Genomic DNA, 23,777 nt, shown 5'->3' with positions numbered 1-23,777 from the left:
ACGGCTGGTTTATTGCCGGTTCAGTCTTGCGCAATCGCCCGATCATAGGCCGAAATCGTCGCCTTTGCGCGCGCGGCGACATCGGCAGCCGACATGCCGGGCTTGTAGAGGCTAGAGCCGAGCCCGAACGCCGTCGCGCCGCCCTTGATGTACTCCGCAAAATTCTGATCGGAGACGCCGCCAACCGCGGCGATCGTCACGCCCGCGGGGAGCACCGCGCGGATCGCGGCAATGCCAGACGCACCTAGCACGCTGGCCGGAAAGAATTTCAGGCCCGAGGCGCCGGAGCGCGCCGCGAGCAGCGCCTCGGTCGGCGAGAACACGCCGGGAAGCGTCACCATGCCGTGCTGATGCGCCCGCGCCAGCACGTCGGTGTCGACATTCGGCGAGACCATCAGTCTGCCGCCGGCGTCGTTGAGACGATCGACATCCTGCGCGGTGAGCACCGTGCCGGCGCCGATCAATACGCCGGCCGGCGCCTGCTTCACGGCCATGCCGATCGAGCGGAACGGATCCGGCGAGTTCAAGGGAATCTCGATCGCGGTCATGCCGGCCTCGATCAGCACGCCGACGATAGCCTCGGTCTCCTCGGGCTTGATGCCGCGCAGGATCGCGACCAGCGGCCGCTGCATCGACGGAAAAGGAACGCTCATCTCAAGAATCCTTCTACTTGGTCCAAATCGCCGCAGCCGCCATCGACAGGCCGCGGCGGACCGCTTCATCCGCATCGACCGGCTGCACGGTCACCGACAGCGCATCGAAGGCGCGGCGATACAGCGCTGCGAGCCGACCCGAAGCAATCAGCGTGATGCCGGCCTGCGGCACGCTGCCGGAGAGCCCCGCCGCCAGCTCGGCGCCGATCAACGTGCCCGACAACGTTTCGCGCGCCGCGGCCGGCGTGCCGCCGAACAGCAACTGGCGCGACCGCGCGGTGAACAGCAGGTTGGCCGCAAAGGCCGGCGCTTCGTAAGCGGCCTTCACGGCCGCCTTGAAGCTTGGGACATCCTCGGCGTCAGCGGCATTGGCTATCGCGAGCGACAGAATCGTCTCGCGCGAGACCACGCTGAACAGCTCGCCGGTCATGAAGGTGGAAAAATGCGCGACGGTGCCGCCCCTGGCGCGGACCCATTTCGAATGCGTGCCGGGCATGCAGACCAGCGCTTCGCCGGCGGCGTCGAGACCGAGCGCGCCAAGCAATTGCGTCTCCTCGCCGCGCATCACATCCGGCCGCTTGACGTCGCGCTGCGCGATACCCGGCAGGATGCGGATGTCGCGCGCCTGATCCGGCACGCGGACGGCCTGCTTCAGGATGGCGGCGAGCGGCGCCGGCGTGTCGACATAGCCCGCCTCGACCCAGCCGGTTTTTGCGCCGGCCATGCCGCAGACCAGGACGGGCAGATGATCCGGTGCCTCGACCGCGGCAAGATGCGACTGCAGCACGCCGGCGAACCCGGCCTTCGCCGCCGCCAGCATGCCCTCGCCGCTACGGCGCTCGGCCAGAACATGGCCTGCGTGGTCGACCAGCCACAGGCGAAAACTGCTGGTGCCCCAGTCCACCGCGACATAGGCGGGTTCGGTCATCGTAGCGCACATCCTTCGTCTCACCGGCAAGACGCCGTCTCGCGACCATGAGACGGCGCTTGCGCAAATCTGCCCCGGGATATCGGCTATTGCGGCCGCAAACCAGCATTTTATCGCGGGTCCGGCGTGCAAGGCGCGCTGGCACACCGCTTGCTGAAGCCATCCCACTCACATCCGTGAACCGCGCAGCAAGACGCGTCAACATCAGATGAGGACACCCATGGAGATCGGCTATTTCACGATGCCTTCGCATCCGCCGGAGTGCGGCTTGAAGGAAGGCAACGACTGGGACCTGCAGGTCATGCGCTGGCTCGACGAGCTCGGCTATCAGGAGGCCTGGGTCGGCGAGCACCACACCGCACCCTGGGAACCCAATCCCACGCCGGATCTTTTGATCGCGCAGGCCCTGATGCAGACCAAGAACATCCGCATCGGCCCGGGCGGATTCCTGCTGCCCTATCATCACCCGGCCGAACTCGCCAACCGCGTCGCGATGCTGGATCATCTTTCCGAGGGCCGGCTCAATTTCGGCGTCGCAGCATCGGGACTGCCGAGTGACTGGGCGATGTTCAACGTCGACGGCATGAGCGGCCAGAACCGCGACATGACCCGCGAGGCGCTGGAGATCATCCTGAAGCTCTGGTCCGATCCCGCGCCCTTCACCTACAAGGGCAAGTTCTGGACGGTGACCAAGCCGGACACGATGTTCGATTTCCTCAAGCCCCACATCAAGCCGCTGCAGGCGCCGCATCCGCCGATCGGCGTTGCCGGGCTGTCGAAAAACTCGGACACGCTCAAGCTCGCGGGCGAGCGCGGCTTCATCCCGATGAGCCTCAACCTCAACCCGGCCTATGTCGGCAGCCATTGGGACTCGGTGGTGGCAGGCGCCGCGAAAACCGGTCGCAAGCCGAACCGCCAGGACTGGCGGCTGGTGCGTGAAGTTTTCGTCGCCGACACCGATGAGGAGGCCTGGAAGCTCTCGACCGGCGACATGATGGGCCGGATGATGCACGAGTACTTCCTGCCGCTGCTCGGCCATTTCGGCTTCAAGGACTATCTGAAGCACGCGCCCGACGTCCCCGACAGCGACGTCACGGTCGAATATTGCGCCAAGCGGAACTGGATCGTCGGCTCGCCCGCGACCGTCGCCGACAAGATCGAGAAGATCTACGACGAGGTCGGCGGCTTCGGCGTGCTGCTGGTGTTCGGCTTTGACTACAAGCACAAGGCCGAGGCCTGGCACCACTCGCTCTCGCTGCTCGCCAATGAGGTGATGCCGCGCCTGAAGCATCTCGGCTCCGCGAAGAAGGTGGCTTGACCGCAAGTGGGTGCGGCGCAATCGTGTCGCACCCGCTTCTCTTTCGGAGATTTCCGCGTGACGGTCGACGCCAATCCTCCCGACGCAAAGGACTTCAAGCAGGCGATGCGTCAATGCGCCGGCGCCGTGGCGCTGGTCACGGTCGGCGCCGAGCACGGCAAGCGCACCGGGCTGACGGTGACCTCGGCTTGCTCGCTGTCGGATTCGCCACCCTCGCTGATCGTTTGCGTCAACCGCAATGCCAGCGCGCATGCGCGCATCCGCGAGGAAGGCGCCTTCGCGATCAACTTCCTGCACGAGGATCATGCCATGCTGGCGTTGACCTTCAGCGGCCAGAAGGGCGTCAACGGCGATGACCGTTTTGCGTTCGGGCAATGGACGCGAGGGGTGACCGGCGCGCCGGTGCTGAATGATGCGGTCGCCGCGTTCGATTGCGTGCTGGCGCGGGAGTTCGAAACCAAGACGCATTCGATCTTCGTCGGCGAGGTGCGTGGCGTCTCGCATTCCGACGGAGCCGCGCCACTCGTGTATCTGCGCAGCAGCTTCCACACGCCACACGAGATCCGCGAGACCGTTTCAGTCGGCGACCTCGATTCGCGGCATTTGAGCTGGACGGATTTTTCGTAGGGGCACGCTCGCTTTTTTCCCTTCCCCCCCTTGTGGGAGAAGATGGCGCGAAGCGCCGGATGAGGGGTTCTCTCCACGAATTCAAAGGTGAGAGATTTACGCGGGGAGAGATACCCCTCGCCCGTCTCGCCGCTCTCGCGGCGAGCCACCCTCTCCCACAAGGGGCCCCACAAGGGGAGAGGGAAAGAGCGCTCGCCGCGTTGATTCAGCGCTGCTGCGCAGTCTCGATCTTCAGCAGCTTGATCTTGCGATACAGCGTCGCGCGGCTCAGCTTCAGCGCACGCGCTGCTTCCGTCACGCGACCACCGTGCTTGCGGAGCGCCTCCACGATCGCCGCACGCTCAGCCGCTGCGAGGTTCGGCTCCACTCTTCCCCCGAACGGCGGCAGATCAAGATCCGCGTCCGTGATGACACCATCCTCCGCCGTGCAGCCGGCAAGCCGCAGCACATGGCGGAGCTGGCGCATGTTGCCGGGATAGGGATAGCCCGAGAGCAGCGCCCAGGCCTCGTCCGACAGGCGGCAGTTCGGCGCCTCCTCGCGCGCGACCTGGCGAATGATATCGTCCCGATCGGCGCGATCGCGTAAGGACGGCAGCCGTACCTCCATGCCGCGCAGGCGGAAATAGAGGTCGGCGCGGAAGGCGCCCGCCTCCGTCATGCGGCCGAGATCACGGTGGGTCGCGCTGATGAGGCGGATATCCACCGGCACGGGCCTCCGCGCGCCGAGCGGCCAGACCTCGCGGTTTTCCAGGACGCGGAGCAGGCGCGTCTGCAACGCGATCGGCATGTCGCCGATCTCGTCCAGAAACAACGTGCCGCCGTCGGCCTGCACGATCAGGCCCTTCGAGCCCTCACGCCGCGCGCCGGTGAAGGCGCCCGCCTCGTAGCCGAACAGCTCGGCGTCGATCAGGCTCTCGGGCATCGCCGCACAGTTCAGCGCGACGTAATTGTTGCGCGCGCGGCTGCTCGCAGCATGAATGGCGCGCGCGAACACGTCCTTGCCGACCCCAGTCTCGCCATGCAGCAGCACCGGCAAATTGTGATCGCCGATGCTTCTGAGCCGCTTCACGCTTTTGACCAGGCCGGGATCGCGGCCGGCGAGCCTATGCAGCGCGTCGAAACGGTCCGCGGGCGCGTCGCGGCGCGGGGTGGGCAACCTCGTGTGCAGCGGCGGCGCGATACGGCCCTGGCCCAGTGCACGTCCATCGGCACGGCGCAGCTCGACGAGCTCGTCGGCGTTGCGCCCGGCGTGATGGTCGAATTTGATGTAGCGCGACAGATCGATGCCGGATGCGATCAGGCCATCGGTGAGGCCCAGCAGCGCCCGCGCCGAGCGGCAGGCGCCGACGATGCGGCGGTCGTCGTCATAGGCGATGAGGCCGCTGCCGCCGTCTCCCGGCACGGTCGCGATCCAGGCATTGCGGAAACGGCCGCGGAAGATCGCGCCCTCCATCCGCCGCGTCGCCTCCATCGTCACCGCGAGCGCAAGCTGATGCGCGGCCCGCGCCAGATCCTCGCGGCAGGAGGTGATGTTGATGGCGCCGGCGAGCCGGCCGGCCTGATCGAACAGCGGCGCCACCGCGCAGGAGAACATGTGCCACTGCGCACGAAAATGCTCGTCGCGATGCACCAGGATCGGCTTCTCTTCGGCCAGCGCGGTGCCGAGGCCGTTGGTGCCCTCGAACGCCTCGGCGAAGTTGGAGCCGGTGTAGATCTTCCAATCCAGAAACATCTTTGCGTCGGCCTCGCCCGGCAGGCGGCTGAACAGCATGGTCGCGTTCGCGTCTGCCAGATTGACGCAGTAGCCGGCATCGCGCAGCACGCGGGCGAGATCGTCGAGCTCGGGCGTGAGAAGCCTGATCGTGTCCTCCATGGGTTCTGCGACGTGACGGATCTCGGACTCGGTCAGCGTCTGCGGCGGGCCTTGGCGGGCGGGATCGAGCTTGTGGCTGATCAGGCAGCGCCGCCAGGAATTGGCGATGCGCGAGGAGGCGTCGACGTCGGCCAAGCGGTCAGTAACCTGATTGGCGACGGACAGAACACGGGCGACATGGTTGGAGGCCGACAGACTGGCCATCGCGGACGTCTCCACCCTGTATTATTGCGCAAAGTCTGGCAGCACGGGCGGGGATGTCAATCGGGAACCGGTTTTGCCGTCATTCCGGGGCGGCTCAAAGAGCCGACCTATGGTGCGCAATTGCGCACCTGAGAATCTCGAGATTCCGGGTTCGATGCTTCGCATCGCCCGGAATGACGACAACCGCCGCTGCGCAGCTATTGCTGCACCGCCCTCACCACGTATCGATGCAAGGCCGTTTCTTAGCCGTCCTCGCTGGCGGCTTCGGCACCGAACGCAAGCCCGCCATGATCCAGCGCCGCGTCTCGGCGGGATCGATGACGTTGTCGATCTCGAACACTGAGGCGATCGAGACCGCCTTGCCGTTGGTGTAGAGCTCGGCGACCTTGTTGCGGTAGTAGGCTTCGCGCTCCTCGGGATCGGCGATCGCCTCCATCTCCTTGCGGAAGCCGAGGCGGACATAGCCTTCGAGCCCCATGCCGCCGAATTCGCCGGTCGGCCAGGCCGCGGTGAAGAACGAGGCATGGAAGCCGCCACCGATCATCGATTGCGCACCCAACCCATAGCCCTTGCGCAGCACGATGCCGAACAGCGGCACGGTGAGGCTCGCGCCGGTCACGAACATGCGCGAGACGTGGCGCACGATCGCGGTCTTCTCGGCCTCGGGGCCGACCATGAAACCGGGCGTGTCGCAGAGCGAGACGATCGGCAGGTCGAAGGCGTCGCAGAGCTGAAGGAAGCGTGCGGCCTTGTCGCCGGCATCCGCATCGATCGCGCCGCCGAGGTGGCGCGGATTGTTGGCGATCAGGCCGAATGGCTTGCCTTCGATGCGGATCAACGCGGTGATCATCCCGAGGCCGTAGTCGCGGCGCAGCTCCAGCACGCTGTCCTTGTCGGCAACGAGATCGATCACGCTGCGGATGTCGTAGACGCGCAGCCGGTTCTCGGGGATCTCGCGGCGGAGCAGGCGCTGGTCGGCGGTCTGCCACTCCGTCACCGCGCCCTGGAAATAGGACAGGTATTTTTGCGCGACGGATGTCGCCTCCTCCTCGTCCTCCACGAGGATATCGATGACGCCGTTCGGCGCCTGGAACGTCACAGGGCCGACTTCGGCCGGATGATAGACGCCGAGCCCGCCGCCCTCGATCATCGCCGGGCCGCCCATGCCGATCGAGGCGTTTTTGGTCGCGATGATCACGTCACAACAGCCGAGCATCGCCGCATTGCCGGCGAAGCAATAGCCGGAGACGACGCCAACCACCGGCACCAGGCCGGAGAGCTTTGCGAATTGGACGAAGGACGGACCGTCAAGGCCGGTCATGCCGAGCCGGTCGGTGTCGCCGGGCCGGCCGCCACCGCCCTCGGCATAAAACACCAGCGGCACGCGCCAATCTTCCGCAAGCGTCAGCATGCGGTCGATCTTCTTGTGGTTCATATGCCCCTGCGTGCCGGCGAGCACCGTGTAGTCATAGGCAACGACGATGCAGCGTCCGCCCTCGGGCCCGAACTTCTCGGCGTTGACGGTGGCAACGCCCATCACGAGGCCGTCGGCCGGCGTGTTCTTGATGAGGTCGTCGAGCTTGCGCCGGCGCCGCTGCGCGGCGATGGCGAGGCTGCCATACTCCATGAACGAGCCGTCGTCGACGAGCTGGGCGACGTTCTCGCGCGCGGTGCGCTGGTTGGTGTTGCGGCGGCGCTCGACCGCGGCCGGGCGGTTGGCGTCGAACGTATTGGCCTGACGCGCGATCACTTCGGCAAGATCGGGACGGATGTGGTCGAGATCGATATCGGCTTCCGCGGTCGTGCTATCAGCCGCGACATCGAGCGGCTCCAGATACATGATCGGCTCGCCATGCATCAGCGTGACCCCGTCGCCGGCGACAAGCCTCATGACGCGGCCGCCCTGCTCGGCCATCACAAGATGCTCCATCTTCATGGACTCGATCACGGCGAGCTGCTGGCCCGGGCGGACGATTTCGCCTTGCTTCACCTGGATGGTGACAATGGTTCCCTGCAACGGCGCCGCGACCATCACGGCGCCTTCGGGCACCACTTGCACCGCATGCGCCTCGGCGGCGTCACCGCCGCTTCGCTCCGTCGCGGCAAAATAGAGCGGCCTGGCCGCGCCATCTGCGGCGTCGACGAGCTTGCCGATATTGCGATCGATGAAATCGGTCGCAATCCGGTTGGTCCTGAAATCTGGATGCGCCAGCACGGCCTGGAGGAAGGCGATGTTGGTGACGACACCGTCGATCCGGAACTCGCGCAGGGCGCGCGAGGCTTTTGCCACGACGTCATGCCAGGCTTCGCCCGGCGTATGCACGATCACCTTGGCCAGTAGCGAGTCGAAGGCGGCGCTGGTCTTGTAGCCGGCGTAGCCAAAACTGTCGACGCGGACGCCGGGGCCCGACGGCGGCTCGAACACGGCGAGCGTGCCGCCGGTCGGATGCGTCGCGCCCGTCTCGTCCAGCGTCTCCATGTTGACGCGAAGCTGCATGGCATAGCCGCGCGGCTTCGGAATCGAGCCTTGCGCAAGACCGAGAGACGCGAGCGACGCCCCCGCAGCGACCGCGAGCTGGGCGCGGACGAGATCGAGGCCGAGCACCTCCTCTGTCACGGTGTGCTCGACCTGGAGCCGCGGATTGGCCTCGATGAAGGCAAAGCTGTCCTCGGCAGCGCCGTCAACCAGGAACTCGAAGGTGCCGAGATTGTCGTACGACGCGGCGGCCGCGAGCTGCTTGGCCGCCTCGATGATGCGGCCGCGCAAGCCGTCGCCGAGCGAGGGGCTCGGCGCCACCTCGATCAGCTTCTGGTGCCGGCGCTGGATGGTGCATTCGCGCTCCCAGAGATGAGAGATCGCGCCGTGCCTGTCGCCGATGATCTGCACCTCGATATGGCGTGCCTGCCGGATCAGCCGCTCGACATAGACGCCGTCGAAGCCGAATGCGGCCTTGGCCTCGGACTGGCAGCGCGCATAGGCTTCCGCAAGATCGGATGCGGTCTCCACCACGCGCATGCCGCGGCCGCCGCCGCCAGCCATCGCCTTGATCACGACCGCGGCGCCCTTGCCGAGGGATTCGAAGAACGCCGTGATCTCCTCGAGGCTCGACGGCCCGCTGGTGCCGGCGATGATCGGAACGCCGCAGCGCTTTGCCAGCTGACGTGCTGCGACCTTGTCGCCGAACAGCTCCAGTGCGGCCGGCTTCGGTCCGACGAAGGCGATGCCCGCATCGGCGCAGGCCTTGGCGAACGCCGCGTTCTCGCTGAGGAAGCCGTAGCCGGGATGTACGGCATCGCAGCCCGCGCTCTTCGCGACCTTCACCACGGCCTCGATGTCGAGATAGGCTCGCGCGCCGCGACCGGGGATTTCGGCCGCCTCATCCGTGACGCGCACATGCAGCGACAGCGCATCGTCAGCGGGGTGGATCGCGACCGTCGCGATGCCGGCATCGGCCGCCGCGCGCGCGATGCGGATGGCGATCTCGCCGCGGTTAGCGATCAGGAGTCTCTTGAACGACATGCGGCGTCTCCATGCCCGCGCGGGCTGCGGGTCGGCAGGTTCGATGATCCTGCTTCTTCACTTTCGCCGCAGCCGTCAAGGGCGGGAACGCCGGTCGCGATGACCGGTCCCGCGGGCCGGAATTTCAGTCGACCGCACACGCCGTGGCGGAGCGGATTATCCGCGCCACGGCAGACGGGATCGATGCGGTATCAAGCCGCCCGCACGCCCGCAACGAAGGTGCTGACTTCGTTCTCGAGCGATTGCAGCTTCTGCGCCAGCCGGCCGCTCGATTGCAGCACAAGCCCTGCGGCCTGGCCGGTCTCCGCCGTCGCCTCGGTGACGCCGGAGATGTTTTGCGAGACCTGATCGGTGCCGGAAGCCGCCTCCTGCACGCTGTGGGCGATCGCCTGCGTCGCAGCGCCCTGCTCTTCGACCGCCGCTGCGATCGAGGCGGAGATCTCGTTGACCTCCATGATGGTCTTGCGGATGCTGTCGATGTTGCCGACCACCTGGTTGGTCTCGCCCTGGATCGCGGTGATCTGCGCGCCGATCTCGTCGGTCGCCTTCGCGGTCTGGCTCGCCAGCGACTTCACTTCGCTCGCGACCACGGCAAAACCTTTGCCGGCTTCACCGGCGCGCGCCGCCTCGATAGTGGCGTTCAGCGCGAGCAGGTTGGTCTGCGAGGCAATCTGGTTGATGAGGTCGATGACCTCGCCGATCTTGTGCGCGGCGGCGGCGAGCCCCTGCACCGTGTCGTTGGTGCGCTGGCCGTCGGCCGCGGCCTTGTCGGCCACGCTTGCCGCCTGCGCGACACGCTGACTGATCTCGGTGATCGAGGCGGACAGCTGGCCGGCGGCCGAGGCCACCGTCTGCACGTTGCTGGAGGCCTGCTGGCAGGCAGTGGCGACGAAGCTGGCGCGGTCGGTCGCCTTGTTCGCGGTCTCCGACATGCCTTGCGCGGCCTGCTGCATCGCGCGCGCCTCGTTGAAGACGTCGCGAACCACGGCCTGGACGCTCGCCTCGAACTTGCCGGCGAGATCGGCCATCGCCTTGCGCTTCTCGTCGTCGGCCCGCTGCTTGGTTTCCTGCTGCTCGGCGTGCATCCGGCCCACCGTCGATGCATTGTCCTTGAACACGGCAAGCGCCTTGGCGAGCCCGCCGACCTCGTCGCGGCGATCGGTGTAGGGCACATCGAAGGCGCTGTCGCCGGCGGCGAGGCGCTCGGTCAGCGCGGTGATCTTCGCCAGCGGCTTGGTGACGCTGCGGCCGATCACGAAGGAGGCGCCGAGCACCAGCACGAACACGGCGAGACACACCAGCGCGAACGTCATCGCGTCCTGGCGAAAGACGGCGTCGACGTCGTCGAGATAGATGCCGGTGCCGATGATCCAGCCCCAGGGCGCAAAGCCTTTCACATAGGAGATTTTGCCGACCGGCTGGTCGAAGCCGGGCTTGGGCCAGAGATAGCCGTAAAAGCCCGCGCCCTGTTTCCTGACGACGTCAACAAAGCCCATGAACAGCGCATTGCCGGCGGGATCCTTCATCGCGGAAAGATCCTTGCCGTCGAGCTCCGGCTTGATCGGGTGCATGACCATTTTCGGGGTCATGTCGTTGATCCAGAAATATTCGACCTTGTCGTAGCGCAGGCTCTTGATTTCGGCCGTCGCACCGGCCTGCGCCTGCTCGCGGGTGAGTTTTCCGTCGCTCTCGAGCTTCTGGTAGTGCGCCAGGATGCCGTAGCCGACATCCACCATGTGCTGCGTCTTGGCCTGGCGGTCGGCGATCATCTGGCTGCGCAGAGTCGAGAGCGCGATCGGCACCAGCGCAATCATGCCGACGAGGCTGATGCCGACAATCAGGACCAGCTTGAAACTGATGCGGGAGAAAATCATCGGTGCTCGCAAGAATGAAGGGCTGTCATGCCAGATTATCCCGTCTCCCTTAGCAAAGCCTTAAGCATTCGGGTTCCCGTAAGCAGGATCCGGCAATACCCGTCGCGCTAGCAGCCCCTTTTGCCGAGCACGAGATCGATCGTGTGGGCTGCGATCTTGCGCAACTGGGCCTCGTCATCGAATGCACGTTCGAGCACAGCGAGCCCGCGCGTCACCGTGACGATATGCAGCGCTGCCGCCGCAGGATTGCCTTCGAACTCACCGCGCGCGGCACCTGCCGCCAACGTGTCCTGAACCAGAGCGGTGATGCGCGACACGAGGCTCGCAAAAGCCTGGCGCGCTTCTTCATCCAGCCCTTCGCCCGCAGCCGCGCCGAGCTCCATCAATCCGCGCGTGGTCGGACAGCCGCGCGGCGGCGAGCCCGAGCGGAAGTTGGTGATGGTCAGATCGAAAAACGCGGTGAGGCGTTTTCGCAAGGAGCCTGCGCCGAGCGCCTTTTGCAGCGCGGCGAGATAATCGCCGGCATAGCGCTCATAGGCCTGGAGAAACAGCGCCTCCTTGCTGCCGAAGGCATTGTAGAGACTGCCGCGCTGGACGCCGGCGTCGCGCGCGATGTCCGACAGCGAGGTGCCGCGGACGCCCTTGCGCCAGAACTGCTCGAACGCGATGCGCAAGACGTCGTCGTGATCGAATTCGCGCGGCCTCAATCGATGCTCCTTTAACCGTTCGCAATATTTGACACGATGTCAAGAATGTGATTTCTGGACATCGTGTCAAAAATCAAGGCGGATTGATAGCCCGTTTCGTCAAGGGCCGAACGGCGGGCGCTTGCATGCGCCCTCGCCGGCCAGCGCCCGCATTCAAAGGGAGCAGCTCATGCCTCTTCTTCACATTTCGATGCGCACTGGCAAGCCGGACGCCTACCGGCAGGCGATTCTCGACAGTCTCTACCGCGCCATGCGCGAGGCGCTGAACGTGCCAGAAGGCGACCAGTTCATGACCATTAGCGAGCTCGCGCCAGCAAACTTCCGCTGCGGCAACGCCTACGGCGTCAAGCGCAGCGAGGACGCCGTGCTGATCCAGATCACCGTGTTCGCCTCGCGTACCGCGGAGCAGAAGAAGGCGCTGTACCGACGGATTGCGCAGTTGCTCGGCGAAAATCCGGGGATCCGCCCCGAGGACGTGTTCGTGAACGTGCTCGATGCGCCCAAGGAGAACTGGTCCGTCGGTCACGGTCTCGCGCAATTTGCGTGAGTCTGCCCGGCGCAAGCCCGCTGATGCCCCCTTGAGAATTGCCGGCTGAAAAGGTCTGATAGGGCGCGGAGTGAGCCTCCGCCGAGCCGAACCCAGGACCTGAACCGCATGACCATGTCGGTCGAGCAATTGTGGAGCCTGCCGGAAACCGCATTGATCGCCGCCTATGCGGAGGCGCGGCGGCGTCATGCCGAGAAGAAGTTCGAACGCGACACCCAGCGGGCGCGGCTCGAATGGATGCGGGCAAAACTGTTCGTCAACACCCAGGGCAACGTGACCGAGCGCAAGATGGCGGTCGACGTCTCCGAGGAGCTGGCGCGCAAGGGCCAGGAGGTGCGCGAGATGACGCGCGATCTCGACATGCTCAAGATCGACGTCGACGTGATCGACACCATGATCCGCCTGCGCGGCGCGCACGGCGGGCCGCCGATTCACGGCGAAGAGGCGGCCGAGAAAACGGCCGAGCCGGACGGAGAATGAGATGACGGCATTCCGCGGATGCTGCATCGGAGCTACGCGCCTTCCCCGCCCGCAAGGCACGCCGCCATGATCCCGTCGAGTTCGGCCTTCGAGAGCACGCCGAGCTCGGCGATGAAGACGATCCGCGATCGCGGCACGCCTTCCGCCGGTGCATCGCCCGGCGCCAGCGTGGCGCGACCGCCGGCGAACTGGAATACCATCATGCGGCCGGGCTGCTCGATCGTCTCGAACAGCCCTTTTGCACGAGCCAGCCTTGGCGCGAGCCGGCCGATGGCCTGCTGCAGGCGCGGCAGCGAGAGCGGCTGGTCCGAGGTCCAGCTCAGCGTCTCGAAGCGCTCCTCCGCCGGGCGTTTCGGCCCCGGATCGCGCGGCGCGGGCGCGCGATCGACGGTCGCCGGAAACAGCAGCGCGGACGGAATCTCGCCGTGCCTGGCATCGACCACCACCGCTGGGACACGCTGCGCGCGAATGGCTTCGCGCATTCGCGCACCTGCACCCTCGTCCGCCAGATCCAGCTTGGTCAGCGCCACGATGTCGGCGACGCGCAGCTGCGAGCGCTGGAGCGCCTCGTCCAGCGTGGCCGGAGGCGTCAATGCGTCCATCACGCAGAGCACGGTCTCCAGCGGCGACTCGCGCAGGATCACGGGGTCCATCAGGTTGCGGACGATGTCGGCGGGATCGGCGACGCCGCTGGTCTCGATCACGATGTACTCGGGCTTCGGAGCGCGCCGCAGCAGCATCGAAAGCGTTCGCAGCAGATCGCCTTCGAGCGAGCAGCAGATGCAGCCATTGGCGAGGCTGACCACGCCCTCGCTCGCGCCCGCAATCAGCTCCGCATCGATGTTGATCGCGCCGAAATCGTTAACGACAGCTGCAATCCGCCGCCCATCTGCATTCGCCAGCAGATGGTTCACGACCGTCGTCTTGCCCGCCCCCAGAAAGCCCGTCACCAGCAGAATGGGCATGGATCAGCCCTCGACGACGGGGCGGCGCACTGGCTTTCCCGGCCGTGCAGTCACATCAAGAATGCCGCCGCTGATCAGCACCTGGCCGCTGACGATCAGATGCCGCACGCCTTCCGACGGACGGTTCATCGCCGCGAAGGTCGCGCGGTCCGAGAGCTTCTCGTAGTCGAACACGACGATGTCCGCATCGGCGCCGCTATCGAGCCGGCCCTTGGCGCGCATTGAGGGCGTGCTTTGCGACAGGATCTCCGCCGGGATCAGTGCGCATTTGCGCACGCCTTCGAGCAGCGACAGGGTCTTGCGCTCGCGCACCCATTCGCGGATGAATTTCGTGAAGCAGCCGGCCGAGCGTGGATGCGAGGTGGCATCCTCAGGCAGCGGCCAGGCATCCCCGGTGTAGGTCTTGCCGTCCGACGTCGTCCACGGCATCGCGTCGGAGGCGATCGCGCCGCCGGGATAGAGCACCGACATGTCGAGCAGGTCGCGGTGATGCGCATTGTGCTCGGTGTCGAGGATGTGCCAGAGCACCAGCGAGGACGGCTCTTCGGCCTGCGCCTTCAACAGCTCCTCGCGATCGCTGAAGCGATGGCCGTCGGTCACGCGCTGCACCGAATCGTAGCCGGTGCCGTTGCGCTCGACGAACTCCGGATCGCTGAAGAACGCCGCGGCCAGCACGGTCGAGCCGGTGCCGTAGGGGTACGCCTCGACCGTGATCGGCAGGCCCTGTCCTTGCGCCTTCTCGACCAGCACGCGGCAGCGCGCGATGTCGGTCTTGCTCGACGAATTGAAATGGCAGATGTGCATGTGCGCGCCGGTGGCGCCGGCATAGCCGATCAGGCGGATATAGGCCTCCGCCGCGCTTTCAGGATCGACGCGCGACATGTAGGCGACATGGGTGAAGGTCGGCACGTACTGCCTGGCGGCAAGCTGACACACCGCGGTCAACTCCTGCACGCCAGCGCCCGGCGCATAGGCGTTCAAAATGCCGATGCCGATGCCACCCTCGTTCAGCCCGCGCGAAAGACGCTCGAGGATGCCGGCGACCTCCGCGTCGGTCGCGACGTTGTCCATCCAGCGGCGGTCGCGCATGGCATTCCCGAACGCCTCCAGCGAGCTCTCGGCATTGGAGCCTGTCATGGCGCCGATGCGCGCAAAGGCCCAATTGGTCGCGGCGCCGTAGTTCAGCACGCGGCCCCGCCTCGCCTGGCGCTCGTACCAGGAGGCGACCGGCAGCACGCCGGCCTCGAGATCGAGCGTCGTCGTCACCCCGTCGAACGCCTGCATGCGGTCCGCCGGGATCGAGTGGCCATGGGCGTGCAGGTCGATGAAGCCGGGCGCGACCACGAGTCCGGTGGCGTCGATCACCCGCTCGGCGCCGCCGAGGCCCGTGCCGACCGCGGCGATCTTGCCGTCCACCACAGCCACATCGCCGATGGCATCCATCCCGCTCGCGGGATCCACCACCCGGCCGCCAGAGATCACCAAGCCGCTCATATCGAAACTCCTCCGCGCTGAAATCACATCAAGGCAGATTCCGGCAGCAACGACCACCCTCGTCGATGCCGACGCATCATGCTCGCATAAGAGGTCATCGGGCAGACAGGCGGCGGACACGCGCTTGCAGTCTCGCGGCATGGTTTGCCCGAGTTCTGCGCGTCTTCACACCCTCTCGAAGGAAAGGGCGCAGGGAAGACCGGGCGCCGGCTGGCACCCACAAAACCCCCATGCTGAACGAATGCACACGCAATGCACAGGGGAGACACAGGGCAGCCAAACGTCCGGCCTTCCCTGCGCGATGGTTTGACGGCCTATGCCGCGCTCTCCCGGGAGCCGAGTTCCTTCTGGCCTCCCTCGCCCCCGCGAAATTCACGCTTCTCGCGCCGGTTGACGCGATGACGTCTTCGTCGGGACTTGACCGTAGCAACGACGGCCAGGACCACACGGTTTCGCCGTACGCAGGCTTTCCTGCGATGCCAAGAAGCTTCGCAAGACATTGAGCGCCCGTCCGTCTTCGCGGTCCGCGCCGTGCTCACGAGGTTCATCTCGCCCTGCACGCGCAAGCCCGCCTTTAACGCCGCCCGCGTCCACCGCAACTCCCGGCCCGCGCTCGTGACGACGTACGACCGCCCCTTTGGTGGGCTGGGATGGAGCGACACATACGACAAATCCGAATTTCGGTAAAGTGGAATATTTTTGTGGAGAGGGGTTGACAGGAGGTTGGGGGTGCTCCTGCTTCAATGAGCATGACCTCTCGTTGTTTTCTTCGTGTCAATCGCCAACGTTGCGGCATCGCATCGTCAGACCAGGCTAATTTTGGTGTATTGTGCCCTAATCAGATTCTGTCGAAGGTGCTCGCAATGGTAGATCCGCACAAGGTGGGACGAAACGACCCCTGCCCCTGCGGCAGCGGCAAGAAGTTCAAGAAGTGTTGCCTCGGCTCGCAAAGACTGGACGAGCCGTCCCAAATTTTGCAGACACCGGACGTTGCCCGGTCGGCGCTTCAGGACGAAGAAGCTCCCCTGACGTATGATCCATTCATGGAGCCAGATCCGGATCTGTGGGCTGCGCTGGACGAGGAGGATCGGATCGATCTTGTGATGACGTACCATCGGCGCGCCGGAATCCACCTTCCGCGCGAGAAAGTGCACGCTGCCTTTCATGCGATCGTCGAGAGCCAAATTGCCGATCCCAAGCTGCCGGTGCGAAGCACGGCGCAGCGGCTGATTTCCGAAGGACTCGATCGTCACGAAGCCATCCATGCGATCGGCTGGGTGCTTGCCGGACACATGAACGAGCTGATGCACAAGACCCAATCGGGCGATGACAACGTCAATACGAAACCCAACCAGGACCTGAATGAGGCTTATTTCGCCCAGCTGGAACTATTGACGGCAGATGAATGGCTTCGGTCGGGCTGACCGGCGTACTAACGCTCGATGTCGATCTTCTCGAGGCCTGAACTCGCCTCCAGGCAACCGCCTTGCCTTCGCGGAAAAGCCGCTGCGAAGGCATTGCGCGATTGGTGCGCTCTACAATCGATTGAAATCAACGACTGATCTGACGCTCGTTCGGACGTCGTGTCCACGCAACCGCCCGCCAAGCGGCTCTGCCGTCTTCTCGCCCGCATTGTCATTCACGGAGACAGGCGGGGCGGCTTACGGTGGGCAAAGTTCCCAAAAGGTTCCGTGTGATCGTCCGACCTCTTCTGCCACGCGACTCCCGTCATTCTGTTTCGCGCCGCGCCCTGCTCGGCGGATTTGTGTCGGCCGGGAGCGCCCTCGCGCTCGGCGGATGCGCCGGCCTGGGTGCGACCGGCGCGCGCTTCGATGCATCGTCGCTCTCCATTGACCCCACCTTGCTCGTCGCCACCACGCGCAAGCCCGTGAACGGCGGTCGCACGAAACGCTGGTTCGGCCCGGAGCGCGCGACCGCCATGACGGTCGCACGGGCGAAGCTGGGGGTGCCGGACGAGAGCCGCCTTTCTCTCGCCTCGGTTGGAATTGGCGATTGGCGCCTCGACCGCATCGAACCGATGTCGGGCGACGTTGGAGATCTCGTTGCGCAGGCCGGCGGAGGCGACGTGCTGATCTATGTGCACGGCTTCAAGCAGACATTCGAGACGGCGGTGCTCGATGCCGCCCATCTCTCCGACGGGATCAGGTTCCGCGGACGGACCATGGTCTTCTCCTGGCCCTCCAAGGCAGGGCTGTTCGATTATGCCTACGACCGCGACAGCGCGATGTGGTCCCGCGACGATTTCGAGCGCGTGCTCTCGGCGCTCGTGTCGGCTCCAGGCACCGGCCGCGTGCACATTGTTGCGCACAGTATGGGAACCATGCTGTCGCTCGAAAGCCTGCGTCAGCTCTATGCGCGATACGGCGACACCGTGACGGGCAAGATCGGGGCGGTCGTATTTGCCGCGCCCGATATCGACATGGACGTGTTCTCGTCGGCGATCCACCGCATCGGTCCGCTTGCCGGCAAGATCACCGTGATCGCAGCGACGAACGATCGCGCCCTCGCGCTGTCGGGACAGATCGCAGGTGGAATGACCAGGGTCGGTGCCGCCGAGAAGGCCGTCATCGCGCAGCTCGGTGTGCGCGTGGTCGATGCCTCGCAGGAAGGCTGGGGCCTCATCAACCACGATCTGTTCCTGTCGAATGCGGAAGTGCAGCAGGTGATCCGCCGCTCGATCGACGGCACCACGGCGTGAGAGAGCGCCCGCGGCGGCCGGCAGCCGTGACATGTAGACGCATGGAACGGGACTGCGAAGCACGGCGTTCGACCGCAAGGGAGTCCATCATGCCGACCAAGCCGACCATCGCCCGCATCTGGCGCGGCCGTACCCGCCGCGATGTCGCTGACGCCTACCAGGCCTATCTGCAAGCCGAGGGCATTCCGCCCCTATTGAAGACCGCTCGCGGCGTGCAGCACTTGCGCGAGGACCGAGACGAGGAGACGTGGTTCACGACCATCTCCTACTGGACGGACATCGATGTCATGACGGCTTTCACCAAGCGCGACCCAACCAAGGTCCATCATCTCGCGCGCGACGCGGCGGCGCCAACCGAACCTGGCGTACAATCGCAATGTCCACGACACGAGATTGCGGCTTCCCGGTTTGCCCATCCGAGCGAGAGCTATCGCTCTCGCAGCCGAGCGCGATACGCGCTGGGCGTCACGCCGTGATGGCGCTTGAACGTATTGGTCAAAGTCGAAAGATTGCGGAAGCCGGTGCTGAGCGCGATTTCCGCAATCGAGAGATCACCGTGCCGCAACGCCTCAGTGGCCCGCGACAGCCGGCGCTCGACCAGATAGCCATAGGGCGTCCGCTGCGTCGCCGCCCGAAAGGCGCGAATGAAGTGATTGGCCGACAATCCCGTCAATGCCGCAAGCTCGGCCAGACTGATTTCCGAAGTGAGATTTGCCTCGATATAGTCGAGCACGATGCGCAGCCGGCGCGGACTGAGCGGATGCGGCGGCCCGCGCTTCTCCGTTGCCTGGCGGCTGCGAAGCATCGCGTTCGAATACCAATGGACGAGGTGGCGAATGATCAGCTGTTGCGATTGAGCCAGCAGCAGCGAGTGCGATTGATGATCAATGCCGCCATAAAGCTCGAATTCGGCGACGAGCATCGCAAAATAGCCCTGCAGCCACGGGTCCTGCGCAGCGAACATGGGATCGATATCGACGCTGCTCCTGCCGACCAGGTTCTGTTGGGCATAGAGGTTGACCAGATCCTGATCCAGGTAAAGGTGAAGCATCTCGAACACGCCGTTTCGCACGCTCTCGACTTCGTAATCGTGCGGACGGAACGTGACGGAGCCGTGCTGCGAGCCGGTCCCCTTGCATATCCCCTTGACGAACATCGAGACCGAGGTCGAGCCACCGATGTGATACATGAGGACGTTCTGGTTGAGCTTGCTCAGTCCCGTACGGGTGGCGGGCCGACGCCACTTGGCGGCGATCATGCGGCCGTCCGCATCGGAAACAGCATAGTCCGGCCCCGTACCGGCGTTGCTGCCGAGATAGGCGTCGAAAGCCGACTTCGATTCAGATCCTTGATCGCCCATCTGCTCGTTCTCCACGATGCTCGAACGATCTCACCTCGTTTGCGCTGCAGCCGCCTCGCGACGATCCACCATCGCGCAAAAGGTTGGAGCGCGCGATATTGGTTCGCGCGCTCCTTTTCAGGCTCAGCCTACTGCAGACGGAGCTCTAGCGTCTAGTCAGCACATCGGCACGTGGAGGCGGCCGATGCGCGGCGCATTCACTGGCGGTCAGGCCAACGCTCTTGAAATCGAGGTTGTCGCTGTCTTCCTGGCCGAACACCGTTTTCACATCATCGCAGGCAACCGGAAGCCCCTGGATGGATTGTCCCGACGTGTTTCTGATCACGCCGGCCTGGAGATTGCCGTCGCATGTGAAGCTGCTGGCGTCGTTGATGCTGCCGAAGCCGCTATAGATCGCGGTCTGTGGGAACGGACACATCGGCCGGGTACGGCCCGGCACGAGACCGTGTGAATCAGACATGCCGAGAATGGATTTCGGCACGACGTCGTGCTCGACCCGGTTCCTGAGTGCAACGAACGGATCGTACCAGTACGGGCCGAGCCCGCCACCGACGTGCCCGCTCATTGGAGCGACAAACAGACGATACCAGGACTGTAGCTTCTCGTAATCCTTGCCTGTGGTGCCACCGTACAATTTTGTCGCCACGCGGTTGTAGTAGTCCACGTCGTGGCGCCAGCGGATCGCCGGATCAGCACTGCCGTGGAGCTGAATCACCTTGGTCTTGTGTTGCATCGCCGGCCTGAGGTCCGGATCCTGGTTGTCCGTATAGAGATCGATTGGCGGGCCACCCAGGTCGGATCCGGTCCGCGAGCCGATCACCGCTTCCCGTTCATAGGTGGTGGGAACGCCGGGAGCTGTGCAGGCGGCCCACCCGGTGGCGTTGGTCGTCCCCAACTCCAGCGACTCCTGATCGACGAACAGGCAGTTGTTCGCCGGCCATGCGGCATTGGCATGATCGTACTGCACGACCTCCACTGTGCTCGCCGTCAAGGCTGCGGAATTGTACGAGGTGCTCTGGAACGTACCGAGCGCGTTGGCCGGGAAGGTGATACTGATATCGTAGGGATACCAGATCCGCGCACCGTGACCGTTGCGCGGTCCGTCGAAAATCCGATCGAAGGCTGCGGCCTGCCTGGCTGTCAGGCAATTTGGCCGAGCCGGCGCTCCCGCTACGCCACAGACGTTGGCTGCGGCAGTGAAGTGCATCGTGCAGACCCGCGGATCGGCAATGATGCCATCCGCGACGGTGTCGGTGCCGTCGACATCGCAGGCCTTGACGATCGCATTGTACAGCGCGGTCTGCTGATCATTTGTCGGCAATGCCGCGGACCCGTCGAGCTGGACCAGCTTGCGCAGGACCAGGGCGGGCCAACTGTCCGCCAACCGGAACTGCTGCCAGCGATAGGCCGGCGCGCCGATCAGGAAGCCGTCGTATTCGTCGCCGTAGTGCTGCAGTTGACCCATGCCCATGTTGCCGCCACCGGAGGCGCCGTTATAGTAGTGCAGCTTCGGCTCCTTGCCGTAATAGACCTTCGCAATCGCGTCGGCCCATTGCCGGCCGTACCAGGTGCCGCGATAGATCCAGTCGGCGACCGCCCCGTAGGCAATCTTGTTCCGGTGCGGACTGCCAGACGTTGAGATGATCGCGAAGTTGGCGTGACCGGCGGTCCCTTGCGTGAAGTAGCCGGCGTATTGCTCGCCCGCGTCGGTGATCGATGCGACGAAACCCTGGCGGATCGCGTAGGTGGCGTTGGCGCCGTCGAGCCCCTCACCGAAACCAGCGGGATTGAGCGTTCCGGACTGCCCCGGGGCACCCATGGTCATGACGCCTCCCGTCCAGGCGCCGTTGACTGCGCCCGCATTGGTGGGGCCCTGGTCGGCGGAATTGAGTGGCAGCGAGATCACGATCTCGATGGCCTGCTTCTGGCCGGCATCGTATGCCGGCTGCCCCTTTGGGATGCCGGGTGCGTCCAGGCCGGGCCCAGGATTGTTCGGTCCCTCGCCGCCGGGATAATAGACGAACGCGATCTGACAAAAGGCCGGCGTCGGTCCTACCGGCGTCGGCCGAAAGTTGAAGCCGGAGCCGCCCGCCGGCTGCTCCGGTGCCGCGGGCACAATGCTGGCATAAGGAACCGTGACTGTACTGGTGCCGGGCGTGACGACGCCCTGAACGATTGTGCCCGGAAGTGTGCTCGGCGCGATCCCCGCGACTTTGGTACCGAGATTGCCAAGACACGTCGGCAATGGCGGCGGCGCGACATGCGCGTCGGCCGGCATGATCATTGCCCCGCCGATGGCCACGGCCAAGCCTAGTAGTGCTCGTGTTTGCATGGTCCCTTCCTCCCTCTCGTGATTGGTAGAATGTGGTCGAGCGCCCACCGCCCGCGCAGCACATGCGTTGGCGGGCAGCCCGTTCGTTGAAGAGCGAAACGACTAGATTCCGCTCCGGATGTCGGCTTGATGCTGAGCGCAGGGCTGAAGCGTGCCGGCACGCGGCACATCGATACGAACGACAAAACCGCTGCAACTGCGCGCTTGGATACAGATCCCCCTTTGATGTCCCCTGGCAGATCAGCAACGACCTTGTGCCGCCGTTGCTCGAGGGAGATCATCTGACCCGTGTCACGGAAATCAACTCTTGAGGCAGACCAGCGCGAAGATTGGCGCGATTTTGTAAAGCGCAGCAGCGATTTTCGAGGTTCTATCGAAGGAAGATGCCGACGGTCAGGCTTGCGGCGCGCTTACCTAAGACGCCACGGCCGAGAGGCCGCGCCCTGTCTTATCGGCTCTTGGCAGCCTTGGTCGTGGCGCTCAACGGCGATGGTGGACATGAGCCGGACAATTCCACCGACCTTGTCCGCGGCGGATGCGAAGGACGGCGATAATCTCACTGGTCGGATCGGAACCGAACACGACGAATTCACTTAGGTCGCCGCGAAGCGGCGGCCTCACATGAACCCGTGGCGATATCGAGGAGGTCCTCAACACAATCTACAAGAGCTGCATGTGTGACATTGGCGCTCCCTAGGGGAATCGAACCCCTGTTTCAGCCTTGAGAGGGCCGCGTCCTAACCGCTAGACGAAGGGAGCGTGAGGGGTACCGAATAGCCTCGAAATTTGTCCGCCGCAAGGACCCAAGGAGCCGTTTTACGGCTCATTGGCAAATTTCAGCTTTCCGGCCGGCTTCAGCGTATGGGCGTCGAAGGTGCGTATCTCGGTGGCCCCGCCGAGGTCGAGCGTGACCACGAGACGGTCCCCGGCAACCCCGGTGGAGACGATTTTGGCGCCCCTGGGCAGGGTGGCGGTGACATCGCCGGCCGCTTCCACCGCCCTTCCCTCCGACTTGAAAAGGCGGTAGCCCACCGCGATCAGGACGGCGCAGATCGCCAGCGCCGTCGTCAACCCCGCGATCAGCATCATCCGCCGCACCCGCGCAAACAGCGCGGCCTGCTCGGGGGTCGGTTCGGGAACAGCGGTATCAGACGTCGTCATGGAAAGCTCTGGGTCAGCGCAAAGGTTGGAGGTCGTGGTCGAGGGCGACGAGGGCTCGGCCCGGCTCGACCGCGTGCTGGCGGCGCGCCTCACCGACCTGTCGCGATCAAGGCTGAAAACCCTGATTCTGGCGGGCGCGGTGAGCCTCAAGGCCGCCCCGGTCCGCGACCCCGCTTATCACGTCGCATCCGGCGATACGATCATAATCGACGTGCCGGAGGCGGCTCCGGCGGAGCCCAAGGGCGAGGAGATCGCCCTCGATATCGTGTTCGAGGACGACGACATCATCGTCATCAACAAGCCGAAGGGACTCGTCGTGCATCCCGCGGCGGGGCACGAGACCGGCACGCTGGTGAATGCGCTGATCGCCCATTGCGGCACCTCGCTGTCGGGCATCGGCGGGGTCCGCCGGCCCGGCATCGTGCATCGGCTGGACAAGGACACCACCGGGCTGATGGTGGGTGCCAAGAACGACATGGCGCATGCCTCTCTGTCGGCGCAGTTCGCCGATCACGGCCGCACCGGCGAGATGCGGCGCGGCTACATGGCCTTTGCTTGGGGCGTGCCGAACCGGCATCGCGGCACAGTGGACGCGCCGATCGACCGCCATCCGCATGCACGCGAGAAGATGGCGGTGCGCCAGGGCGGCCGCGAAGCCGTGACGCATTGGGAGGTTTTGGAGAGTTTTTCCGGACGCGACGGCAAGGGCGTCGCCGCCCTGCTCGCCTGCGAGCTCGAGACCGGGCGCACCCACCAGATCCGCGTCCACCTCGCCCATATCGGCCATCCCCTGATGGGCGATGCGGTTTACGGACCGCATTTCAAGACCAAGGCGAACCAGCTCGGAGCCGAGTCGCAGGCCGCTTTGGCCGCGCTCGGCCGGCAGGCCCTGCATGCCTATTTGCTGGTATTGGAACACCCGAGGACTGGAGAATTACTTCACTGGGAGGCACCTCTGCCGGAGGATTTGCTTCTCCTTGAAAGCGCATTGAAAGCGGCGCTATGACGCAGGCCG

Annotated in this window: 18 protein-coding genes, 1 tRNA gene and 1 pseudogene; 8 read left to right on the top strand and 12 right to left on the bottom strand. The window is 65.1% G+C overall.

The window, feature by feature from the left end; translation table 11 throughout:
- Nucleotides 1-20 precede the first annotated feature (20 nt).
- On the bottom strand, nucleotides 21-653 hold the full coding sequence (locus JJB99_RS07435; protein WP_200498158.1) for a 2-dehydro-3-deoxy-6-phosphogalactonate aldolase: 633 nt from the start codon (nucleotides 651-653) through the stop codon (nucleotides 21-23).
- A 13-nt stretch (nucleotides 654-666) separates the two neighbouring features.
- A complete protein-coding gene (locus JJB99_RS07430) occupies nucleotides 667-1,581 on the bottom strand; it encodes a 2-dehydro-3-deoxygalactonokinase (protein WP_200498157.1) in 915 nt (304 codons plus the stop codon).
- A 220-nt stretch (nucleotides 1,582-1,801) separates the two neighbouring features.
- Here JJB99_RS07430 and JJB99_RS07425 point away from each other — a divergent pair, with 220 nt between their 5' ends.
- Nucleotides 1,802-2,899: an LLM class flavin-dependent oxidoreductase gene (locus tag JJB99_RS07425; protein ID WP_200498156.1), complete on the top strand. Its 1,098-nt coding sequence runs from the start codon at nucleotides 1,802-1,804 to the stop codon at nucleotides 2,897-2,899.
- 57 nt (nucleotides 2,900-2,956) lie between these two features.
- Entirely contained in the window at nucleotides 2,957-3,526 is a 570-nt protein-coding gene (locus tag JJB99_RS07420; RefSeq protein ID WP_200498155.1) for a flavin reductase family protein, read from the top strand.
- Between the two features lie 205 nt (nucleotides 3,527-3,731).
- On the opposite strand, the gene JJB99_RS07415 is transcribed toward JJB99_RS07420, so the two are convergent.
- The 4 genes from JJB99_RS07415 to JJB99_RS07400 form a co-directional block, all read right to left on the bottom strand.
- A complete protein-coding gene (locus tag JJB99_RS07415) occupies nucleotides 3,732-5,603 on the bottom strand; it encodes a sigma-54-dependent Fis family transcriptional regulator (RefSeq protein WP_200498154.1) in 1,872 nt (623 codons plus the stop codon).
- A 214-nt stretch (nucleotides 5,604-5,817) separates the two neighbouring features.
- The gene (locus JJB99_RS07410; protein ID WP_200498153.1) at nucleotides 5,818-9,123 is read right to left on the bottom strand and encodes an acetyl-CoA carboxylase family protein; all 3,306 of its coding nucleotides are present in this window, start codon (nucleotides 9,121-9,123) and stop codon (nucleotides 5,818-5,820) included.
- A 191-nt stretch (nucleotides 9,124-9,314) separates the two neighbouring features.
- The gene (locus tag JJB99_RS07405) at nucleotides 9,315-10,997 is read right to left on the bottom strand and encodes a methyl-accepting chemotaxis protein (RefSeq protein WP_200498152.1); all 1,683 of its coding nucleotides are present in this window, start codon (nucleotides 10,995-10,997) and stop codon (nucleotides 9,315-9,317) included.
- Between the two features lie 107 nt (nucleotides 10,998-11,104).
- Nucleotides 11,105-11,704 (bottom strand): TetR/AcrR family transcriptional regulator, encoded by a 600-nt coding sequence (locus tag JJB99_RS07400; RefSeq protein WP_200498151.1) that lies wholly within the window; start codon nucleotides 11,702-11,704, stop codon nucleotides 11,105-11,107.
- Nucleotides 11,705-11,873: 169 nt separating this feature from the next.
- Here JJB99_RS07400 and JJB99_RS07395 point away from each other — a divergent pair, with 169 nt between their 5' ends.
- On the top strand, nucleotides 11,874-12,251 hold the full coding sequence (locus JJB99_RS07395; RefSeq protein ID WP_200498150.1) for a tautomerase family protein: 378 nt from the start codon (nucleotides 11,874-11,876) through the stop codon (nucleotides 12,249-12,251).
- A 108-nt stretch (nucleotides 12,252-12,359) separates the two neighbouring features.
- Complete coding sequence (locus JJB99_RS07390) at nucleotides 12,360-12,731, top strand: hypothetical protein (RefSeq protein WP_200498149.1); 372 nt, start codon at nucleotides 12,360-12,362, stop codon at nucleotides 12,729-12,731.
- Nucleotides 12,732-12,763: 32 nt separating this feature from the next.
- Here the strand turns inward: JJB99_RS07390 and JJB99_RS07385 are convergent, their stop codons facing one another.
- Together JJB99_RS07385 and JJB99_RS07380 are read right to left on the bottom strand one after the other, a co-directional pair.
- Entirely contained in the window at nucleotides 12,764-13,696 is a 933-nt protein-coding gene (locus tag JJB99_RS07385) for a CobW family GTP-binding protein (protein ID WP_200498148.1), read from the bottom strand.
- 3 nt (nucleotides 13,697-13,699) lie between these two features.
- The gene (locus tag JJB99_RS07380; protein WP_246775161.1) at nucleotides 13,700-15,190 is read right to left on the bottom strand and encodes an amidohydrolase family protein; all 1,491 of its coding nucleotides are present in this window, start codon (nucleotides 15,188-15,190) and stop codon (nucleotides 13,700-13,702) included.
- A gap of 881 nt (nucleotides 15,191-16,071) precedes the next feature.
- On the opposite strand from JJB99_RS07380, the pseudogene JJB99_RS07375 reads away from it, so the two are divergent.
- The 3 genes and pseudogenes from JJB99_RS07375 to JJB99_RS07365 form a co-directional block, all read left to right on the top strand.
- Nucleotides 16,072-16,155: pseudogene (locus JJB99_RS07375) on the top strand (SEC-C metal-binding domain-containing protein); the annotation flags it as partial.
- A 728-nt stretch (nucleotides 16,156-16,883) separates the two neighbouring features.
- Complete coding sequence (locus JJB99_RS07370; RefSeq protein ID WP_200498146.1) at nucleotides 16,884-17,909, top strand: alpha/beta hydrolase; 1,026 nt, start codon at nucleotides 16,884-16,886, stop codon at nucleotides 17,907-17,909.
- An 89-nt stretch (nucleotides 17,910-17,998) separates the two neighbouring features.
- Nucleotides 17,999-18,385: a hypothetical protein gene (locus tag JJB99_RS07365; protein ID WP_246775159.1), complete on the top strand. Its 387-nt coding sequence runs from the start codon at nucleotides 17,999-18,001 to the stop codon at nucleotides 18,383-18,385.
- On the opposite strand, the gene JJB99_RS07360 is transcribed toward JJB99_RS07365, so the two are convergent.
- From JJB99_RS07360 to JJB99_RS07345, 4 genes are all read right to left on the bottom strand, one after another.
- Entirely contained in the window at nucleotides 18,337-19,269 is a 933-nt protein-coding gene (locus tag JJB99_RS07360; protein ID WP_210347640.1) for a helix-turn-helix domain-containing protein, read from the bottom strand. The genes JJB99_RS07365 and JJB99_RS07360 overlap by 49 nt on opposite strands.
- Nucleotides 19,270-19,414: 145 nt before the next feature.
- Nucleotides 19,415-21,571, bottom strand: coding sequence for a tannase/feruloyl esterase family alpha/beta hydrolase (locus JJB99_RS07355; protein WP_246775289.1), 2,157 nt, complete (start codon nucleotides 21,569-21,571; stop codon nucleotides 19,415-19,417).
- Nucleotides 21,572-22,285: 714 nt separating this feature from the next.
- Nucleotides 22,286-22,360, bottom strand: a tRNA-Glu gene (locus JJB99_RS07350).
- A 57-nt stretch (nucleotides 22,361-22,417) separates the two neighbouring features.
- Nucleotides 22,418-22,762, bottom strand: coding sequence for a hypothetical protein (locus tag JJB99_RS07345; protein WP_200498143.1), 345 nt, complete (start codon nucleotides 22,760-22,762; stop codon nucleotides 22,418-22,420).
- Between JJB99_RS07345 and JJB99_RS07340 the strand changes: the two genes are divergently transcribed.
- On the top strand, nucleotides 22,761-23,768 hold the full coding sequence (locus JJB99_RS07340) for an RluA family pseudouridine synthase (protein ID WP_200498142.1): 1,008 nt from the start codon (nucleotides 22,761-22,763) through the stop codon (nucleotides 23,766-23,768). The genes JJB99_RS07345 and JJB99_RS07340 overlap by 2 nt on opposite strands.
- The last annotated feature ends 9 nt before the right edge of the window (nucleotides 23,769-23,777 follow it).

The organism is Bradyrhizobium diazoefficiens, from assembly GCF_016616235.1.
Lineage (GTDB): Bacteria > Pseudomonadota > Alphaproteobacteria > Rhizobiales > Xanthobacteraceae > Bradyrhizobium > Bradyrhizobium diazoefficiens_H.
The sequence above is the reverse complement of the archived record's forward strand: the minus strand, read 5'-3'. Positions and strand labels throughout refer to the sequence as shown.

Coding starts and splice junctions, on each gene's coding strand:
- JJB99_RS07415 (WP_200498154.1), bottom strand. CDS start 5,603: ATGGCCAGTCTGTCGGCCTCCAACCATGTCGCCCGTGTTCTGTCCGTC.
- JJB99_RS07405 (WP_200498152.1), bottom strand. CDS start 10,997: ATGATTTTCTCCCGCATCAGTTTCAAGCTGGTCCTGATTGTCGGCATC.
- JJB99_RS07395 (WP_200498150.1), top strand. CDS start 11,874: ATGCCTCTTCTTCACATTTCGATGCGCACTGGCAAGCCGGACGCCTAC.
- JJB99_RS07385 (WP_200498148.1), bottom strand. CDS start 13,696: ATGCCCATTCTGCTGGTGACGGGCTTTCTGGGGGCGGGCAAGACGACG.
- JJB99_RS07365 (WP_246775159.1), top strand. CDS start 17,999: ATGCCGACCAAGCCGACCATCGCCCGCATCTGGCGCGGCCGTACCCGC.
- JJB99_RS07345 (WP_200498143.1), bottom strand. CDS start 22,762: ATGACGACGTCTGATACCGCTGTTCCCGAACCGACCCCCGAGCAGGCC.
- JJB99_RS07380 (WP_246775161.1), bottom strand. CDS start 15,190: ATGAGCGGCTTGGTGATCTCTGGCGGCCGGGTGGTGGATCCCGCGAGC.
- JJB99_RS07425 (WP_200498156.1), top strand. CDS start 1,802: ATGGAGATCGGCTATTTCACGATGCCTTCGCATCCGCCGGAGTGCGGC.
- JJB99_RS07340 (WP_200498142.1), top strand. CDS start 22,761: ATGGAAAGCTCTGGGTCAGCGCAAAGGTTGGAGGTCGTGGTCGAGGGC.
- JJB99_RS07410 (WP_200498153.1), bottom strand. CDS start 9,123: ATGTCGTTCAAGAGACTCCTGATCGCTAACCGCGGCGAGATCGCCATC.
- JJB99_RS07390 (WP_200498149.1), top strand. CDS start 12,360: ATGACCATGTCGGTCGAGCAATTGTGGAGCCTGCCGGAAACCGCATTG.
- JJB99_RS07360 (WP_210347640.1), bottom strand. CDS start 19,269: ATGGGCGATCAAGGATCTGAATCGAAGTCGGCTTTCGACGCCTATCTC.
- JJB99_RS07430 (WP_200498157.1), bottom strand. CDS start 1,581: ATGACCGAACCCGCCTATGTCGCGGTGGACTGGGGCACCAGCAGTTTT.
- JJB99_RS07435 (WP_200498158.1), bottom strand. CDS start 653: ATGAGCGTTCCTTTTCCGTCGATGCAGCGGCCGCTGGTCGCGATCCTG.